This window comes from Burkholderia sp. AU6039 (genome assembly GCF_002223365.1).
Classification (GTDB): Bacteria; Pseudomonadota; Gammaproteobacteria; order Burkholderiales; family Burkholderiaceae; genus Burkholderia.
On record NZ_NKFK01000006.1, the window covers coordinates 356,672 to 374,719 of the forward strand.

The window sequence follows — 18,048 nt, forward strand, 5'->3', positions numbered from 1 at the left end:
TGCATGCCGCGCGCCACGGCCCTTCATGCCGCAAAGCCTTGCGCTGGAACGCGCTGCCCGATATTCGCCAGCCCGGGAATTCGCTGAAATTTGATCCGGATCAATGGCCCCCAACATTTTCCGCGCACGCGGACGCGCGCGTTATACTCCGTTGAATTCGCGTTGCCCGATTCGTCGGATCGTTGAATCGGCGCAGATGTCACCAGTGAATGCTTGATTTACCGGTATATCTGGCCGCGATTACCGATAATCGGCGTCCAATTTCCCCGCCGGCCGGCAGGAAGGCGTCGGAATGGTCGCGTAACGGATCTCCGCCGACACGTCATACGAACAATCGCATCGGCCCGCCTCCCGGCGGCAATGCCCACCGATCCACCGACCATGGCAGAAACCGACTACGCAATGCCCAGCGAATCCGGCCTGACGAGCCGTGTCGCCGTTCATCTGCGCCGGTTCCTGCTGCCGCACCTGATCTTCTATACCGGGCTGCTGATCGCGCTGGTCCTGCTGCTCCTGTGCGGGGTCGTGCTGTACGAGGGCCGCATCGACGCGCACGACCGCTCGATCGCGATGCAGCAGAATCTGGCGCTGATGGCGTCGTGGGACATCGAGCGCAACATCGAGATCTATTCGCTGTCGCTGCAGGCCGTCGTCGAGGGGGAGAACGACCCCGAGGTCGTCAAGCTGCCGATGCCGCTGCGGCGCCAGGTGCTGTTCGACCGTGCGACGACCGCCAAGTACCTCGGCGGGATCTACGTGCTCGACGCGAAGGGCGACATCGAGGTCGACGGCAAGAGCGACGTGCCGCGCAAGGCCAACTTCAGCAACGAGCCGTACTTCGTCGTGCACCGCGATCATCCCGACGCCGGCCTGTACGTCAGCCCGCCGTATCACTCGCGGCTGCGCGGCGGCTCGCCGAGCATCGCGCTCAGCCGGCGGATCACGAAGCCCGACGGCGCGTTCGGCGGCGTCGCCGTGATGTCGATCCGGCTCGAATATTTCCAGAACCTGTTCTCGCGCTTGTCGCTGGGCGATCGCGGCTCGATCGCGCTGATCAACACGGACGGCAGGATGCTCGCGCGCGAGCCGTACGACCCGAAGATCGTCGGCCGCGACATCAGCCACGCCAGCACGTTCCGGCGGTTCATGACCGCCAATGAAGGCAGCTTCGCCGACACCGCGTCGATCGACGGCGTGCGGCGCCTGTATGTGTTCCGGCACCTCGAGAACCTGCCGCTCATCATCATGGTCGCGCGCTCGGAAGCCGATACCTACGCCGCGTGGTACGACCGTGCGATTCCGATCGGCTCCGCGATGGTCGCGCTCGCGATCGGCTTCGTCGGCCTGTCGCTGCTGCTGGACGTGCAGCTGCGCAAGCGCCACCGAGCGGAAACCGAACTGCAGGCGCTCGCGCGCACCGACGGCCTCACGGGCCTCGACAACCGCCGGATGCTCGACGTCACGCTCGCGCGCGAATGGCGCCGTGCCGCGCGCTCGCAGCACGCGCTGTCGCTGCTGTTCATCGACGTCGATTACTTCAAGCGCTACAACGACACGCAAGGGCACCAGGCCGGCGACGACGCGCTTGCCGCGGTCGGCCACTGCATCGCCGGCTGCCTGCGCCGCCCGGCCGATTACGCGGCACGCTACGGCGGCGAGGAGTTCGTCGTGGTGCTGCCCGACATCGACACGGACGGCGCGGTGACGATCGCCGAAACGATCCGCACCGGCATCCTCGATCTCGGCATCCGGCACGACGCCGGCACGTCCGGCCGCCTGACGGTGAGCATCGGCGTGACGACCAGCTATCCGGAACACGACGACGACATGCAGGGCGCGCTGAAGCTGGCCGACGACGCGCTGTATCGCGCGAAGGAAGGCGGGCGCAACCGCATCGTCGTGCACCCGGCCGCTTCCGGCGGCCTCGCGGCGCGGCAGGCCTGAGCGGCCGGACACGCCACGCCGCCGAGCGATGGCCGAGCAAGGGCCGGACGGCCGCCGTCGCCGCCCGTGCGCAAAATCGCCGACAATGTCGCCTCGACCTGCCGCCGCACGGCTGACGCACCCGGCCCGCCCGCGCGGGTACGCGGCTGCTTCGCACCACCATGAGACTCAAGGCAAAGATCTTCCTTCTGGCCATCGTGCCGTTCCTGCTCGCGATCGCCGGCATCGGCTTCGGCGTGCGCCAGCAGGCGACGTCCCTCGCGCGCACGCAGCACGCGACGATCCAGGCCGCGTACCTGTCGAGCAAGGAAGTCGAGCTGAAGCACTACGTCGAGCTGGCGACGAGCGCGATCATGCCGCTCTACGACGCGAGCGGCCGCAACGCGCGCGACGACGCGCTGCTGCGCACGCAGGCGCTCGCGATGCTGCAGAAGATGGATTTCGGCCCCGACGGCTATTTCTTCGTGTACGACCTGCACGGCAATTCGCTGATGCATCCGCGCGAGCCGGAGCGCGTCGGCCACAACTACTGGTCGATGCGCGACCCGCAGGGCGCGCTGACGATCCAGAAGCTGATCGGCGCGGCGTCGAGCGGCGGCGGCTACGTGCGCTACGCATGGCAGCGGCCGTCGACGGGCCGCGTCGCGCCGAAGCTCGGCTACGTCGTCGCGCTCGAGCGCTGGGGCTGGATGGTCGGCACCGGCATCTATCTCGACGACGTCGACACCGCGCTGCAGCGCATCGACGCACGCGCATCCGCGAACATCGAGCGCACGATGAGCTGGCTCACCGCGATCGCGCTCACCGGCGCGGCGGCGATCGCCGTGTGCGCGCTGGTGCTGAACGTCAGCGAGTCGCGCAGCACCGACGCGAAGCTCAAGCTGCTCGCGCAGCGTGTCGTCGAATCGCAGGAGCAGGAGCGGGCGCGGCTGTCGCGCGAGCTGCATGACGGGATCAGCCAGATGATGGTGTCCGCGAAGCTGATGCTCGAATCCGCGCTCGCCCGCTTCGAACGCGGCACGGGCCGCCTGCCCGAAGCCGAGCAGGCACTGGCATCGGGCGTCGGGCGGCTCGGCGACACGCTGCGCGAAGTGCGGCGCATCTCGCATGCGCTGCGTCCGTCGATGCTCGACGACCTCGGCCTCGCAGCCGCGCTCGAGCAACTGGTGCGCGAGCTTGGCGCCGAAAGCGGCATCGACATCGGCTATACGCAGGTCGCGCACAGCGGCACCCGGCCGCTGCCCGAAGCCGTCAACACCGCGCTGTTCCGGATCGCCCAGGAGGCGCTCAGCAACATCGTGCATCATGCGCAGGCGTCGCGCGCGGCCGTCACGCTCGACGTCGGCGCGCAATCCGTCATGCTGACCATCGCCGACAACGGCTGCGGCTTCGACGCCGAACGCTCGCAGGCCGACGCGCGCCGCGGCATCGGCCTGCGCAACATGCGCGAGCGCCTCGACGCACTCGGCGGCATGCTGACGATCACGTCGCAGGTCGGCCACACGATCGTCGCCGCGCGCGTGCCACTGCCCGGCGCCGCGTCATGACGCGCCCCATCACAGGAGACCTTTCACGCATGAGCGCCCCCGACACCGCCCGGCCCGTCGCCCGACTGCTGCTCGTCGACGATCACCCGCTCGTGCGCGACGGCTTGCGGATGCGGCTCGAAGCGGCCGACCTGTCCGTGGTCGGCGAAGCCGGCAACGCCGACGAGGCGCTCGCGCTTGCCGCGTCGCTCGAACCCGATCTCGCGCTGATGGACGTCGGCATGAACGGGATGAACGGCATCACGCTCGCGGGCGTGTTCCACGAGCGCTTTCCGGGCATCCGCGTGCTGATGCTGTCGATGCACGACAACATCGAATACGTGACGCAGGCCGTGCGTGCCGGCGCGAGCGGCTACCTGCTGAAGGATTCGCCCGCGAGCGAGATCGTGCGTGCGATCGGCGCGGTGCTGGCCGGCCAGACGTTCTTCAGCGAGGGGCTCGCCGCGCGGATGATCCACGCGAGCGCGACCGCGTCGCCGCTCGACCGGTTGACGCCGCGCGAACGCGACATCCTCGACGCGCTGGCGGAAGGGCTGTCCAGCAAGCAGATCGCGCAGCAGACGGGGCTGTCGGTGCGCACGGTCGAGACGCACCGGCTCAATCTGAAGCGCAAGCTGGAGATAGAAGGGCAGGCCGAGCTGATCAAGTTCGCGGTCGAGCATCGGCGGAGGTAGGCCAGCATGTCAACGGCGTCCACCTCACGATTCGCCGTCCAATTTCATACTCGTCCAATCGACCGCTCCCCGGGTCGATGGAATCCTTTCGCTTGCCGGAACGAGCATCGTGCTCGTGTTTCGCATGACGCCTGCATGAACTCGTCGTGCGGCAACCGGCATCACCGGCAGATATCGGTGATCTGGACCGAGGAGCGAAATCATGATGCGCCGTATCGCCGTTGTCGGCGACGAGTTGGAAACCGGGGGACACGTCATTGCCTACGCAGGGCCACGATTCACGTTTGGCGACGCTGGCCATCAGGTTGCTTTGATCGGCGGCCCCGCGTTCTGTGAAGCATGCGGAAGTACTGGACAGATTGCCAAGGCCGGCGGACCGAAGCGCATCGCATTCATGGGCGAAACGGCGGCCGATGGCGACATCGTTTTATGTCGATGTGCGACACCGCCACGCATCATCGCGGTGCTCTCCGGCAATTCATGGTGCGATGACGAAGCGGAAACGGAAGGCGTCGTTTCGTCCGGATCGAATCCGCAACGCAATACGGCGGCCGTAGCCGCGGGCGCATATGACGAATGCGTTCGCGCCGTCGGAAACGGCGCATTGCCGGATTATCCGTACATCATCGAAACATCGGACGGGCGTGTTCACTCGGGTCGACTCGATGCCACCGGATACCTGCCGCGTGTTCATACGAGCCATGAGGGCACGTACACGGTCTATTGGGGCGACGAAGCGCTCGCACGATTGAGCGGGGATGCGTAATGCCAAACGCAAAAACAGTCGTGAGGACGACCGCCGTTCAAAACTCGCACAAGGAAGTCCAACTGAAGTCGGTGACGTTTTCCGAACTCTGGAGCAACTATGCTCACGGAAATCCATACGCCGATCCAAACGGGCAGTACCAGAACCAGTGCGCCATCCGGATGAGTGTAACGCTGCACAACGTCGGCATCGAGATGAAGTCGTTTTCGCAGAAGCGGGTCCGGCCAATGCCAGGCAAGCCGACACTGGGCCGCCTCAAGCTCAACGGCAAATCGACGGCCACACGCGCATACGAGTTTGCTGAATGGTTGAAGCTGCGCCCGATCGCAGGATTACCCGCTCCGGAGAACGTGACCGGCCCCGATTGGGAAAACCGGGTCAGAAATCGCACCGGCATCATTTTCTTCTTCGGGTACTGGCAACAACAGGGCGACGCTGCCGACGACTTTAGCGGCGGACATATCGACCTCTGGAACGGTTCTCGCCTCCCGGTATCCAGTACGAGAGGTATCTTCGCGTCGATAGGCCGACGAATCGGAATATCCAGCCTGCAGATTCCACTCACGGATCTCGGCTACTCCGATCTGGCAAAATCGAAAACCATCCTTTTCTGGGAGATCAGGTGAAACGTGCCGGATTTTCACTTGCGTACTGGACCGCGGGCCTGATCACGACCTGGTTTGCATGCTGGATCGGGAGTCGAATCGACTGGCGCATTCATACCGGTTTGCGGTGGCCTTCCGATCGGAATTCTTGCCATGAAATCGACCTCTGCTCTCCGCCGTGGCCGACTACCATTCTGCTCGTTGCGTTTCTGATCGGGCCATCACTTGCATTCGCCTTCACGGGTTGGAGAATCAGTCGCCACCGCGTCACGGCAAAAAAATTGGCATCTTCTTTGGTCGCCTTGGCAGTTCCCACGATGCTCATGTACATCGGCACATATGTCATTCGATAGCTTGGTCGAATGAACAGCGGTGAGAATGCGCTCTTCGTCGGATGACGTGATCTGAAAGCCGTTCTTGCCGCCGCCGTGCGTGTCGTGACACGCATGAAAAGTTGATCGACCACTGTCATTCCGATTGTGACGACGTCACGCACGCCGCCGCCGCGCGTCCCGACTGCTTCTCCGTTTCACGCCGCACCATCAGCATCACAGCAATCGAAATACTAAGGATCCCGGAACACAAAACCGCAACCGAAAACCCGTGCGCCATCGCGTCCCGATACGCACCGAGCAGCGCCGGCTGCCCTGCCGCAAACACATGCTCCATCACCGCCTGTCGCGCGAGCGTATCCGCTTGCGCGCTGCCGGCCGCCTGCATCGCGGCCGTCATCCGGTGCAGCGCACCGACGCTCATCATGCTGCCGAGCACCGCGATGCCCACGCTCATCCCCGTCTGGCGCAACGCGTTCATCGTCGCCGACGCCATGCCCGCGCGTTCGGCCGGCGCCAGTTCCATCACGGTCATGCCGGTCGCGGGCACCGCGAGCCCCATGCCGACGCCGAGCACCGCCAGCGCGACACCGACCGGCCCATACGGCGTGCCCGCACCGAAGCCGGCCATGACCGCGAGCATCGCGCCGATCAGGCCGTACCCGGCCACCATCAGCGCATGCAACGGAATACGCGCCGCGATGCGCCCGAACAGCATCGACGTGATCGCCGTCATCACGAACTGCGGCATCAGTTGCCAGCCGGCCTCGGCAGGCGTGCGCCCCTGTGCCTGCTGCAGGAACAGCGACAGGAAGAACAGGCTGCTGTACCCCGAGAACCCGAGCACGAACGACGCGAGATTGGCGCGCACCAGCCGCCGGTCGCGAAACAGCCAGACCGGCAGCAGCGGCCGCTCGACACGCGTCTCGACTCGCACGAACACGACGAACGCCACCGCGGCGCCCGCCAGCGGCGCGAGCACCTTCGCATGCCACGCGCCGGCTTCGCCGATGCCGATCAGCCCGTACGTGAGCAACCCGAGCCAGATCACGCTCAGTGCCTGGCCAAGCGGATCGAACGCCGCGTGCTGCGGATGCCGGCGCTCCGGAATGCCCCATGCGCCGAGCAGCACGGTCACGATGCCGATCGGCACGTTGACGAGGAAGATGTTCTGCCATCCGCCATGCTCGACGAGCAGGCCGCCCACCAGCGGCCCGAGGATCAGCGCGAGCGCACTGAACGCGGACCACCCGCCGATCGCGCGGGCACGCTCGCGCGCATCGGGAAACGCATGCGTGAGGATCGGCATCGCGCCCGGTATCAGCAACGCACCGGCGAGCCCCTGGATCGCGCGCCCGATCAGCAGCGGCTCGATGCTGCCCGCGCATGCGCACACCACCGACCCCGCCGTGAACAGGACGACGCTGGCGAGCCAAACACGCTTGTGCCCGTAGCGATCGCCGAGCGGCCCGGCCGACAGCATGAACGCGGACAGCGCCAGCGCATACGCATTGACGACCCACTGGAGGCCGCCGATATCGGTATCGAGCGCCGTCTGCAGCGTAGGCAGCGCGACGTTGACGATGCTGATGTCGAGCGTGGCGAGAAAGGTGCCGAGACAGGCGGCCAGGACGAGTGCGGCGCGACGATAGCGAGGCATGGTGGTCAGCCCTTGACGGGCATTGAGATGAGAATGATTCTCATCATATATATCGACTGACCGTCGGTCAATGGATTGCGTTGGCCGTGAGCAGGACGCTGGCCTAAACTGCGGGCTTTGCATGAACGGGCGTCGAGCCGCGCGATGACGGACAGGACCAAGGCAGGACTCAGGACAGTGAAAGACGACACGCCGGCAGGCAAGCCGCGCACGAAGCCGGCGGAAGTGCGCCTCGAGGAACTGATGGCGGCGGCCGAGACGCTGTTTCTCGCGCAGGGCGTGGAAGCGACGACCATCAGCGAGATCGTCGAACACGCGCAGGTCGCGAAGGGCACGTTCTATCACTACTTCGAATCGAAGTCCGACATGCTCGCCGCGCTCGCGCAGCGCTACACGGCGTCGTTCCTCGACCGTTTGCAGCACGCGGTGGACGCGTGCGACGCCGACGACTGGCTCGCGCGCCTGCGCGCGTGGATCCGCGCCAACATCGAAACCTACGCGGCGACCTACCGCACGCACGACATCGTCTACACGAACCACCATCACCACGATCGCGCGAATGCCGACAAGAACGCGATCCTCGACCAGCTCGGCGCGATTCTCGACGGCGGCGCACGGGCCGGCACCTGGCGGCTCGCGCATCCGCAGGTCACCGCGCTGCTGATCTATGCGGGCGTGCATGGCGCGACCGATCACATCATCGCGGCGCCGGAAGCGGATCGTGCCGCGTTCGTCGATGCGGTGGTCGACGATTGCCTGCGGATGCTCGGCGTCGGCGCGTAACGCGCCGCCAGCGCACCGCCATGAAAAAGGGCGCCCGAGGGCGCCCTTCGTGCATCCGGAATCCGGATCGCTCAGCGGCCGTCAGTTCGTCCGCGAATTGTGCTTCTGCAGATACGCGATCAGGCCATCGATGCCGCCCGATGCGAGCTGGCTCTTGAACTGGCCCTGGTAGACCTGGATCAGCCACGCGCCCGACATGTCGATGTCGTAGATCTTCCAGTCGTTGCCGACCTTGCCGAGACGATAGCCGACCGACTGGCTGTCGCCCGGCGTCGTGACCGTCGACTGCACGAGCGCGTCGGCGCCCGACGCACCGCCGGCCTTGAACGAGAACTTCGCGTCCTGGCTGCCGAGCTGCGCGAGCGACGCGGCGTAGGTGCGCGTCATCAGCAGCCTGAACTGCTTGTACAGCTCCTGCTGCTGTTGCGGCGTGGCCTGCTTCCACGCGTCACCGACCGCGATGCGGGTCGTGCGCTCGAAGTTGGTCGCGGGCAGGAAGCGCTGCTCGACGACTGCCGAGACCTTCGCCATGTCACCGCCGCGGGCGGCCGGATCGGCCTTCATCGCGTTGACGGTGCCCTCGACCGCGTTGCGGACGATATCGACCGGCGCGCTCTGCGCGAAAGCGGAAACCGACACGGCGGCCGCCGCGACGAAAGCAAACAGATGACGTTTCATACGAATATCGCTCGATGAGAAAAAACGACCGGTTCATTGCACCGGCCGACGGAGCAAAGTATACCGGGCCCGACGCCTCGGTGCGCCGCCGTGACCGACTGTTACCTTTCAGATCCTTTGTCACAGGCTCGCGGCGGCGCGTCGAAGCAGCGCGGCGCCGTTTATGTAAATATCCCCTTACAAACCGGCCGGCCACCGGTATCGATTCCGCCGCCGCGAACAAATCTCCTTCCGTTCTCGTAACCCCCAACGTCACGACCGCCGCCACGCTGCGCCGGTATACTTGGCTACTTTGCCCTTTCCAGCCGCTCCCCACCGCCACATGGTGACATCTCTCATCGTCCGACTCGTTGCATGGTCGGTACGCCGGCCCGTCTGGGTCGTCGTGCTGTCGCTCGTCATCGCCGCGCTCAGCGGCGTCTATGTCGCGCAGCATTTCAAGATCAACACCGACATCAGCAAGCTCGTCGATGCGGAACCGCAATTTGCCGCGCTCGGCCACGCCGTCGACAAAGCGTTCCCGCAACGCAACGGCACGATCCTCGCGGTCGTCGAGGCGCCCGCGCCGGAATTCGCGAATGCCGCCGCGCAGGCGCTGACCGACGCGCTACAGAAGGATGCCGCCGCCGGCCGCATCGGCCAGGTCGCCGAGCCCGGCGGCGGGCCGTTCTTCGAGCACAACGGGCTGCTGTTCCTGTCGCCGCAGGAAGTCACCGATACGACCGCGCAGCTCGCGAGCGCGCGCCCGCTCGTCAACGAACTCGCGAAGAACCCGAGCCTGACCGGGCTCGCCACGACGCTCTCCACCACGCTCGGCCAGCCGCTGCTGACCGGCCAGGTGAAGCTGCCGACGATGGCGAAGCTGCTCGCCCGCAGCGCCGCGACGGTCGACGACGTGCTGGCCGGCAAGCCGGCCGCGTTCTCGTGGCGCGCGCTGGTCGACAACGATGCCGCGCGGCAGCCCGCGCGCGCGTTCGTCACCGTGCAGCCCGTGGTCAACTACGGCGCGCTGAAGGCCGGCGCGGAAACCAGCCAGGTGATCCGCGACGCGGCCCGTTCGATCGACCTCGAGAAGCGCTACGGCGCGGTCGTGCGCCTGACCGGCGAACAGCCGCTCGCCGACGACGAATTCGCGTCGGTCGAGGACGGCGCGGCGCTCAACGGCGTCTTCACGCTGCTCGCCGTGCTCGTGATCCTGTGGCTCGCGCTGCGCTCGAAGCGGATGATCGGCTCGGTGCTCGTCACGCTGTTCGTCGGCCTCGTCGTGACCGCCGCGCTCGGCCTCGCGATGGTCGGCTCGCTGAACATGATCTCGGTCGCGTTCATGGTGCTGTTCGTCGGCCTCGGCGTCGATTTCTCGATCCAGTACGGCGTGAAGTACCGCGAGGAGCGCTTCCGCGATCCGCGCATCGACCACGCGCTGATCGGCGCCGCGCACTCGATGGGCATGCCGCTCGCGCTGGCCACCGCGGCCGTCGCGGCGAGCTTCTTCTCGTTCATCCCCACCGCCTATCGCGGCGTGTCCGAGCTCGGCCTGATCGCGGGCGTCGGGATGTTCGTCGCGCTGCTCACCACGATCACGCTGCTGCCCGCGTTGCTGCGCCTGTTCGCGCCGCCGGGCGAATCGAAGACGCCGGGCTTTCCGTGGCTCGCGCCGGTCGACGATTACCTCGACCGCCATCGCAAGCCGATCCTGATCGGCACGCTCGTGGTCGTGATCGGCGCGCTGCCGCTGCTCGCATTCCTGCGCTTCGACTTCAACCCGCTGCACCTGAAGGACCCGAACAGCGAATCGATGGCGACGCTGCTCGCCCTGAAGGATTCGCCGGAAGCCGCCGTCAACGACGTCACGCTGCTCGCGCCGTCGCTCGCGCAGGCCGATGCGGCCGCGAAGCGCCTCGACGCGCTACCCGAAGTCGGCCGCACGACCACGCTGTCGACCTTCATCCCCGCCGACCAGCCGGCCAAGCGCGCGGCGATCGCCGCGGCCGCGAGCGACCTGCTGCCCGCGCTGACGCAGCCGCCCGCGCCGCCCGCGACCGACGCGCAGCGCGTCGCCGCGCTCAAGCGCGTGTCGGACCTGCTGAGCTACGCGGCCGAAGATCACCCGGGCCCGGGCGCAGCCGCCGCGCAGCACCTGTCGGCGTCGCTCGCGAAGCTCGCCGCCGCGGATGCCGCGACGCGCGACCGCGCCGAGCGTGCGTTCTCCGATACGCTGCGCATCGCGCTCAACCAGCTCGCGTCGCTGCTGCAGCCGCAGGACGTCACGCGCGAATCGCTGCCGCCGCAGCTCGTGCGCGACTGGGTCGCGCCGGACGGCCATGCGCTCGTGCAGATCTCGCCGAAGGTGCCGAAGGGCGTCGACCCGGGCGACGACACGATGCTGCGCCGCTTCGCGAAGGCCGTGAAAGCCGCGGAGCCGGGCACGACCGGCGGGCCGATCTCGATCCTGCATTCGGCCGACACGATCATCAACGCGTTCCTGCATGCGGCGCTGTGGTCGATCATCTCGATCACGGTCCTGCTGTGGGTCACGCTGCGCCGCTTCGGCGACGTGCTGCGCACGCTGGTGCCGCTGCTCGTGTCGGGCGTCGTGACGCTCGAGCTGTGCGTCGTGCTCGGCATGTCGCTCAACTTCGCGAACATCATCGCGCTGCCGCTGATGCTCGGCGTCGGCGTCGCGTTCAAGGTGTATTTCGTGATGGCGTGGCGCGCGGGGCAAACCGGGTTGCTGCACTCGAGCCTCACGCATGCCGTCCTGTTCAGCGCCGCGACGACGGCGACCGCATTCGGCAGCCTGTGGCTGTCGCACCACCCGGGCACGTCGAGCATGGGCAAGCTGCTCGCGCTGGCACTGACCTGCACGCTGATCGGCGCCGTGGTGTTCCAGCCCGTCCTGATGGGCAAACCGCGCGTCAAACGCGCCAAGAACCAATCGCAAGGAATCAATGAATAAGGTGCGAATCATTGCGGCGACCGTTGCCGCCAGCGCGGCGCTGACCGGCTGCGCGACGGGACCGAACCGCAACCCCAACGACCCGCTCGAGCCGATGAACCGGGCGATGTACAAGTTCAACGACACCGTCGACACGAACATCGCCCAGCCGATCGCGAAGGGGTACCAGAAGGTCACGCCGACGCCCGTGCGCACCGCGATCAGCAACTTCTTCTCGAACCTCGGCGATCTCGGCAACATCGCGAACAACCTGCTGCAGCTCCGCATCACCGACGCCACCGAAGATCTGATGCGCGTGGCGATGAACTCGGTGTTCGGCGTCGCCGGCCTGATCGACATCGCGACGCCCGCCGGGCTGCCGAAGCATCACCAGGACTTCGGCCTGACGATGGCGCGCTGGGGTGTGCCGTCGGGCCCGTACCTCGTGCTGCCCGTGTTCGGGCCGAGCACGATCCGCGACGGCGTCGGCCGCGCGGTGGACGTGCGCTTCAACCTGCTGAACTACATCGAGCCGGCCGCGCGCAACCCGATGTACATCGCGCAGTTCATCAGCGCGCGTTCGGATCTGCTCGGCGCGACCGACCTGCTGAAGCAGGCCGCGCTCGATCCGTATTCGTTCGTGCGCGACGCGTACCTCCAGCAACGCAAGTCGCTGACGTATCGCAGCCAGTCGTCGTCGGCCACGGTGCCGACCTACAACGAACCGGGTGAATCGGGCGCCGTGCCGGCCGGAACGCCGGCCGTGCCGGGATTGCCGAACTACGAGGATCCGGGCGATGCGGGCGGCGCATCGGGCGCCACGCCGAACAACGCACCGGCCGCGCCGGGGCTGCCGCAGTACGACGATCCGGGCGCGGACAACGCGATGCCCGCGAGCGCGCCTGCTGCTGCGTCGGCCGCTGCGCCGGCTGCGGCATCGGCGGCCGCACCCGCGACGCCCGCGAGCGCGCCGGCCGTGCAGCAGTAACGCTGCAACGGCCACCGCCGCAAAGACAAAGAGCGCTGCAGATGCAGCGCTCTTTTTTTGTCCGCGAGAAACGGAAACCGGGGGAGAAGGGCGAGACAGGCGGCGCGTGCCGCTCAGGCGATCCGCATCGCACCGGCACGCTCGAACGCGTGCCGCGCCTGGATCAGCGTCGTACGCGCCGCGCGCGCATCGCTCGCGACCTGCAGCAGCGGGCCGAGCTGCGACGGCTGCTTCAGCAGTTCGCGCAGGATCGGCAGGATCGCCGTGCTGCCGTCGTCGCGCAGGCCGGCCGTCGCCGCGCGCGGCAACGTGCGCCACGCCGGATCGACGATCGCGCGGCACACCGCGAACGGTACGCCGCGCGCCGCCGCGAAGGCCGCCGCGATATGCGACTCCATGTCGACGGCGAGCGCGTCCTTCGCGCGATGCAGCGACGTCTTGTCCTGCTCGCTGATGACCGGTGCGCCGACGGCCGCGATCGTGCCGCGCGTGACGCGCGCCCAGACGGGCGTGTCGTGCAGCGCGGCGACGAGCCGCGCGCTCCAGCCCGCGTCGGTCTCGACGCGACCGAACGGCCCGTCGATCGCGCTCGCGACCACGAGCGCGCCGGGCGCCAGGTCGGGCGCGAGCCCGCCTGCCGTGCCGAAGCTCACGATGCCCGCGCAACCGCGCGCGGTCGCCTCGGTCAGCGCGCGTTCGAGGCGGTCGGCCCGTGCGGCAAAGACGGCTTCGACGCCGTCGCCGCGTGCGATGCGCGCCTCGAACGCCATCCCCGTCACAGCGATGACGGGCAACGAGCCGGTGGATTGCGGCGCCACGCGTTACAGCCCGACCGTCACGCGCGTGGTGTTGTCGCGCTTCAGGTTGCGATAGCGGGCGAGCGCCCACAGCGGGAAGAACTTGCGATAGCCGTGATAGCGCAGGTAGAACACGCGCGGGAAGCCCGTCGCCGTGAAGCGCGTCTCGTCCCACAAGCCTTCTTCGTTCTGCTCGGCGATCAGGTAGTCGATGCCGCGCGCCACCGCCGGGTTGTTCACCTCGCCGGCCGCCATCAGGCCGAGCAGCGCCCACGCGGTTTGCGACGCGGTGCTCGGCGCCTGCTCGAAACCGCGATAGTTCAGCTTGTAGCTGTCGCCGTCCTCACCCCAGCCGCCATCCTTGTTCTGGATCGACAGCAGCCACTGCGCACCGCGCTTCATGCGCGGATCGTCAGGCGTCAGGCCGGCCGCGTTCAGCGAGCACAGTGCCGTCCACGTGCCGTACACGTAGTTCATCCCCCAGCGGCCATACCAGCTGCCGTCCGGTTCCTGTTCCTTGAGCATGTAGTCGAGTGCGCGACGTGCCGGCTCGCTGTTCAGCGGCGTCTCGCCGAGCTGCGACAGCATCGACAGGCAGCGGCCCGACACGTCGGCCGTCGGCGGATCGAGCAGCGCGCCGTGATCCGAGAACGGGATGTTGTTCAGGTAGTACTGCGTGTTTTCCGGTTCGAACGCGCCCCAGCCGCCGTCGCTGCTCTGCATTCCGACGACCCACTCGCGCGCACGCGCGATCGAATCGCGATACGCGTCGTTCTGCTTGAGTTGCTGCGCGCGCTCCATCGCCACCGCGACCACCGCCGTATCGTCGACGTCCGGGTAGTGCGCGTTCGCGTACTGGAACGCCCAGCCGCCGGGCCGCACGTGCGGGCGGCGCGAGATCCAGTCGCCGCGCACGTCGAGGATCTGCAGCGGACGCAGCCATTCGAGGCCGCGGATCGCGGCATCCTCGGCACGCGCGTCGCGCGTTTCGAGCAGCGCATGCGCGGCGAGCGACGTGTCCCACACCGGCGACAGGCACGGCTGGCAATACGCTTCATCGTCGTGCACGACGAGCAGCTTCTCGATCGACTTGCGCGCGATCGCGCGGTTCGGGTGATCTTCCGCGTAGCCAAGCGCGTCGTACATCATCACCGAGTTGGCCATCGCCGGATAGATCGCGCCGAGGCCGTCCTCGCCGTTCAGGCGCTCGTCGACGAACGACACGGCCTGGCGGATCGCGCGTTCGCGCGTGTAGTTCGGGAACAACCCGTCGACCGCGCGCAACGCATGATCGACCACGCGGAAGAACGCGAACCAGCCGGGGCTCTGGTGGCCCTGGCGCGGCAGCAGCCCGGCGTTGACGGGCGGATCGATGAACAGTTCGTCGATGCGCACGCCGCGCGGGTTCTTCGCGAGCGGGCGCTTCGCGTTCAGCACGAGCAGCGGCACGATCACCGTGCGCGCCCAGTACGACACCTTCGACAGATGGAACGGGAACCACTGCGGCAGCAGCATGATCTCGACCGGCATCATCGGCACCGCGCGCCACGGAATCGCGCCGTACAGCGCGAGCTGGATGCGCGTGAACACGTTCGACATCTCGGCGCCGCCCATCGCGTGGATGGCGCGGCGCGCACGTTGCATGTGCTCGGCGTTCTCGTCGTCGCCGATCACCTTCAGCGCGAAATACGCTTTCACGCTCGCGCTGATGTTCGGCGCGCCGTCGGTGAACAGCGGCCAGCCGCCGTCGGCCTGCTGGATGCGGCGCAGATACTTGCCGATCTTCTGTTCGAGCTCGAGGTTCGGCGTCTCGCCGAGATAGTGGACGAGCAGCACGTATTCGGCGGGAATCGTCGAATCGGCTTCGAGTTCGTAGACCCAGTGGCCATCCGCGTTCTGCGCGGCCAGCAGCGCGTCGGTCGCACGCGCGACGGCCGTATCGACGCCGGCCGGCACGGCGCCGGCGGACAGGGTAGCCATTTCGGTGAGATCGTTCATCGGTCCCTCTTTTACTTACTGTGTCTGGAGCACGTCCGCGGCCAGCTGGCCGGAGCGGATCGCACCCTCGATCGTGGCGGGCAAGCCGGTGGCAATCCAGTCGCCCGCCAGCACAAGATTGGTCCAGCGCGTACGCACGGCCGGACGCTTCATTTCCTGCGACGGCACCGCCGCAAATCCCGCGTGCGGCTCGACGACGAGCTGCCACGCGGGGATGGTTTCCGGGTTCGCGCCGGTCACGCGCGCGACGTCTTCCCAGATGCGCCGCGCGAGCGTGTCGCGCGGCGTGTCGAGCCAGCGGCCCGCGTCGCGGATCGTCGCCGCGAGCTGGCCGCCGCCGGTGCGCACCGTATCGACCACACCGTTGACCACCGACGTCTGCAGCGGATTGCCGGCCGGCGCTTCAGCCGCGAAATACGCGGTCACGACCGCGCTGAACGTGTCGGGCGCGGTGAGTTCGGGCACGAGCGGCTGCGCGACCTCGGGCGGCACGGCCAGCACGACGGCGTCGCCCGGCGCGAGATCGATCCGCTCGCCGCCGACCGAAACCGCATCGACCGCGTTGCCGTGCGCGCCGAATTCGAACGCGTCGAGCCGCGAATTCAGCCGGATCTGCGCGCCGCCGTGCTGCAGCATCCGCAGCGCCGGTTCGACGAATGCGCTGCCGAGGCCGTGGCGCGCGACGAGCGGACGGCAAGCAGGGCCGCCCGCGGAAAACGTGCTGCACAGCGCCGCGCGCGCGAGTTCGGCACTCGCGTGGCGCGGCTCGACGTTCAGCACACCGAGGAAATACGGCCGCAGCCAACGCTCCCACAGCATGCCGTCGCATCGCATCGTCTGTGCGAGTGAGCGGCCCATCCGCGCGAACGCGAGCGGGGCGAGCGCGAGGTAGTCGAGCGGCGTCGTGTCCGGCGCGCGCGACGCGGCATCGAACAGCCACGACGGCCAGCGCCCGTTGCCGAAGCGCAGCGTCCAGCGCTGCTGCGACGCGACGTCGACGACCGGGAATTCAGGCAGCGCGGGCCCCGTGAGCTGGTCGGCCGCGCCGATCGCGCGCAGGTAGCGCTGCGTCGCCGGCTGTCCCGCGAACACCGTGTGCAGCCCGCTGTCGAGCGTCGTGTTCAGCGTCCCGTCGAACCACGAGCGGCAGCGGCCGCCCGCATGCGCGTGCGCGTCGTGCAGCACGATGCGCCGCCCGCGGCGTTGCAGCTCGACCGCGGCCGACAGGCCGGCAACGCCGGCGCCGATCACGTGGACGGTCCTGGGCATCGACTCGGTCGGCTCAGAACAGCGCGTAGCGCGCGGCGATCATCAGCATGCGCGCCTTCGGCTTGCGCAGCGGTGCGCGCGGGAAGGCAAAGCCGCGTGCGATCGCGGCTTCGAGAATGCAGCGATACGCGCCCGACATGATGCGCGGCGCCTTCACCTGCGCACGCGCGCAGGTGTCCATCACCGCGTCGGCCTGGCGGAAGTGCTCGAGCGCGCGCTCGACGAGCGTCGCGCACACGCGCGGCAGCGCCGGATCGCGCACGATCGTCGCCGGGTCGGTGATCGCGATGCCTTCGCGCGCAAGCAGCTCGCGCGGCAGGTAGCAACGGTTGATCGCCGCATCGTCGTCGATGTCGCGCAGGATGTTGGTCAGTTGCAGCGCGCGGCCGAGATGATGCGACAGCTTGATCCCTTCGGCTTCCGGCATCCCGAAAATCCTCACCGACAGTCGGCCGGCCGCACTCGCCACGCGATCGCAGAAGAGGTCGAGCGTCGGTTCGTCGGGCGCGCAGATGTCTTCGACCGCATCCATCGCCATCCCGTCGATCATCGCGTGGAAGTCGTCGCGCTGCAGGTTGAATGCGCGGATCTCGCGGTCGAGCGCAGCCAGGTGGCGCGGCGGGCGGCCGGCGAAGCATGCGTCGATGTCCGCGCGCCAGCGATCGAGGCCCGCGTGGCGCTCGGCGCGTGGCAGGTCGCTGTCGGCGATGTCGTCGACCGCGCGGCAAAACGCGTAGACCTGGAACATCGCATCGCGCTGCACGGCCGGCAGGATGCGCATCGCAAGATAGAAAGAACTGCCCGATGTGACGGCAGCGGCGTCGGTTTCTTGTTCGTCCACGACGGAATGGGAAACGGCCAAGACGAGCTCCACGGAGACACCCACGCGGGGCGATTGAAGAAGCCATGCCCGGCTGGGATGGTCAGGGTGTCAAATGCGTGCGAGATATGCGAACGATCGACACAGACAGGCACAAATTACCGGCCGGAAGCCGGAATTGGGCGAAAGTATAGCAATCTTTGAAGTTCGATGGCGGACACGCGCCACGTGCGGCGGCATGCCGGAAGCCGT

General features: G+C 67.6%; 14 protein-coding genes. 8 read left to right on the forward strand and 6 right to left on the reverse strand.

The window, feature by feature from the left end:
• Nucleotides 1-381: 381 nt before the first annotated feature.
• The 5 genes from CFB39_RS31915 to CFB39_RS31935 all read left to right on the forward strand — a co-directional run bounded on the left by CFB39_RS31915 (nucleotide 382) and on the right by CFB39_RS31935 (nucleotide 5,557).
• On the forward strand, nucleotides 382-1,944 hold the full coding sequence (locus tag CFB39_RS31915; protein WP_089475939.1) for a sensor domain-containing diguanylate cyclase: 1,563 nt from the start codon (nucleotides 382-384) through the stop codon (nucleotides 1,942-1,944).
• A gap of 161 nt (nucleotides 1,945-2,105) precedes the next feature.
• A complete protein-coding gene (locus tag CFB39_RS31920) occupies nucleotides 2,106-3,491 on the forward strand; it encodes a cache domain-containing protein (protein WP_089475940.1) in 1,386 nt (461 codons plus the stop codon).
• A 29-nt stretch (nucleotides 3,492-3,520) separates the two neighbouring features.
• Nucleotides 3,521-4,165: a response regulator transcription factor gene (locus tag CFB39_RS31925; protein ID WP_043186307.1), complete on the forward strand. Its 645-nt coding sequence runs from the start codon at nucleotides 3,521-3,523 to the stop codon at nucleotides 4,163-4,165.
• 202 nt (nucleotides 4,166-4,367) lie between these two features.
• Nucleotides 4,368-4,931: a PAAR domain-containing protein gene (locus CFB39_RS31930; protein WP_089475941.1), complete on the forward strand. Its 564-nt coding sequence runs from the start codon at nucleotides 4,368-4,370 to the stop codon at nucleotides 4,929-4,931.
• The gene (locus tag CFB39_RS31935) at nucleotides 4,931-5,557 is read left to right on the forward strand and encodes a type VI secretion system amidase effector protein Tae4 (protein WP_089475942.1); all 627 of its coding nucleotides are present in this window, start codon (nucleotides 4,931-4,933) and stop codon (nucleotides 5,555-5,557) included. Before CFB39_RS31930 ends, CFB39_RS31935 begins: the two co-directional genes overlap by 1 nt.
• A 447-nt stretch (nucleotides 5,558-6,004) precedes the next feature.
• Here CFB39_RS31935 and CFB39_RS31940 read toward each other — a convergent pair whose 3' ends face one another.
• Nucleotides 6,005-7,528 carry an MFS transporter gene (locus tag CFB39_RS31940; RefSeq protein ID WP_089475943.1) on the reverse strand — a complete coding sequence of 508 codons (1,524 nt, stop codon included), beginning with the start codon at nucleotides 7,526-7,528 and terminating at the stop codon, nucleotides 6,005-6,007.
• A 144-nt stretch (nucleotides 7,529-7,672) separates the two neighbouring features.
• On the opposite strand from CFB39_RS31940, the gene CFB39_RS31945 reads away from it, so the two are divergent.
• Complete coding sequence (locus tag CFB39_RS31945) at nucleotides 7,673-8,311, forward strand: TetR/AcrR family transcriptional regulator (protein ID WP_089475944.1); 639 nt, start codon at nucleotides 7,673-7,675, stop codon at nucleotides 8,309-8,311.
• An 81-nt stretch (nucleotides 8,312-8,392) separates the two neighbouring features.
• Here CFB39_RS31945 and CFB39_RS31950 read toward each other — a convergent pair whose 3' ends face one another.
• Nucleotides 8,393-8,989, reverse strand: coding sequence for a phospholipid-binding protein MlaC (locus tag CFB39_RS31950; RefSeq protein WP_089428733.1), 597 nt, complete (start codon nucleotides 8,987-8,989; stop codon nucleotides 8,393-8,395).
• A gap of 322 nt (nucleotides 8,990-9,311) precedes the next feature.
• Between CFB39_RS31950 and CFB39_RS31955 the strand changes: the two genes are divergently transcribed.
• Together CFB39_RS31955 and CFB39_RS31960 are read left to right on the forward strand one after the other, a co-directional pair.
• On the forward strand, nucleotides 9,312-11,945 hold the full coding sequence (locus CFB39_RS31955; protein WP_089475945.1) for an MMPL family transporter: 2,634 nt from the start codon (nucleotides 9,312-9,314) through the stop codon (nucleotides 11,943-11,945).
• A complete protein-coding gene (locus CFB39_RS31960) occupies nucleotides 11,938-12,912 on the forward strand; it encodes a VacJ family lipoprotein (protein WP_089475946.1) in 975 nt (324 codons plus the stop codon). The genes CFB39_RS31955 and CFB39_RS31960 overlap by 8 nt, the downstream gene beginning before the upstream one ends.
• Nucleotides 12,913-13,025: 113 nt before the next feature.
• On the opposite strand, the gene CFB39_RS31965 is transcribed toward CFB39_RS31960, so the two are convergent.
• From CFB39_RS31965 to hpnD, 4 genes are read right to left on the reverse strand one after another with little or no spacing between them, the layout of a single operon-like run.
• Nucleotides 13,026-13,682, reverse strand: coding sequence for a phosphorylase (locus CFB39_RS31965; RefSeq protein ID WP_241022391.1), 657 nt, complete (start codon nucleotides 13,680-13,682; stop codon nucleotides 13,026-13,028).
• A 51-nt stretch (nucleotides 13,683-13,733) separates the two neighbouring features.
• Nucleotides 13,734-15,707: a squalene--hopene cyclase gene (gene shc / locus CFB39_RS31970; RefSeq protein WP_089433545.1), complete on the reverse strand. Its 1,974-nt coding sequence runs from the start codon at nucleotides 15,705-15,707 to the stop codon at nucleotides 13,734-13,736.
• A 15-nt stretch (nucleotides 15,708-15,722) separates the two neighbouring features.
• Nucleotides 15,723-16,976, reverse strand: a complete 1,254-nt coding sequence (gene hpnE / locus CFB39_RS31975) for a hydroxysqualene dehydroxylase HpnE (RefSeq protein WP_089475947.1) — start codon at nucleotides 16,974-16,976, stop codon at nucleotides 15,723-15,725.
• A gap of 13 nt (nucleotides 16,977-16,989) precedes the next feature.
• Complete coding sequence (gene hpnD, locus CFB39_RS31980) at nucleotides 16,990-17,838, reverse strand: presqualene diphosphate synthase HpnD (protein ID WP_089428727.1); 849 nt, start codon at nucleotides 17,836-17,838, stop codon at nucleotides 16,990-16,992.
• Nucleotides 17,839-18,048 lie beyond the last annotated feature (210 nt).

Bases quoted from the DNA above. Each gene is read 5' to 3' on its own strand.
- CFB39_RS31915 (WP_089475939.1), top strand. From the start codon at position 382: ATGGCAGAAACCGACTACGCAATGCCCAGCGAATCCGGCCTGACGAGC.
- CFB39_RS31920 (WP_089475940.1), top strand. From the start codon at position 2,106: ATGAGACTCAAGGCAAAGATCTTCCTTCTGGCCATCGTGCCGTTCCTG.
- CFB39_RS31925 (WP_043186307.1), top strand. From the start codon at position 3,521: ATGAGCGCCCCCGACACCGCCCGGCCCGTCGCCCGACTGCTGCTCGTC.
- CFB39_RS31930 (WP_089475941.1), top strand. From the start codon at position 4,368: ATGATGCGCCGTATCGCCGTTGTCGGCGACGAGTTGGAAACCGGGGGA.
- CFB39_RS31935 (WP_089475942.1), top strand. From the start codon at position 4,931: ATGCCAAACGCAAAAACAGTCGTGAGGACGACCGCCGTTCAAAACTCG.
- CFB39_RS31940 (WP_089475943.1), bottom strand. From the start codon at position 7,528: ATGCCTCGCTATCGTCGCGCCGCACTCGTCCTGGCCGCCTGTCTCGGC.
- CFB39_RS31945 (WP_089475944.1), top strand. From the start codon at position 7,673: ATGACGGACAGGACCAAGGCAGGACTCAGGACAGTGAAAGACGACACG.
- CFB39_RS31950 (WP_089428733.1), bottom strand. From the start codon at position 8,989: ATGAAACGTCATCTGTTTGCTTTCGTCGCGGCGGCCGCCGTGTCGGTT.
- CFB39_RS31955 (WP_089475945.1), top strand. From the start codon at position 9,312: ATGGTGACATCTCTCATCGTCCGACTCGTTGCATGGTCGGTACGCCGG.
- CFB39_RS31960 (WP_089475946.1), top strand. From the start codon at position 11,938: ATGAATAAGGTGCGAATCATTGCGGCGACCGTTGCCGCCAGCGCGGCG.
- CFB39_RS31965 (WP_241022391.1), bottom strand. From the start codon at position 13,682: ATGGCGTTCGAGGCGCGCATCGCACGCGGCGACGGCGTCGAAGCCGTC.
- shc (WP_089433545.1), bottom strand. From the start codon at position 15,707: ATGAACGATCTCACCGAAATGGCTACCCTGTCCGCCGGCGCCGTGCCG.
- hpnE (WP_089475947.1), bottom strand. From the start codon at position 16,976: ATGCCCAGGACCGTCCACGTGATCGGCGCCGGCGTTGCCGGCCTGTCG.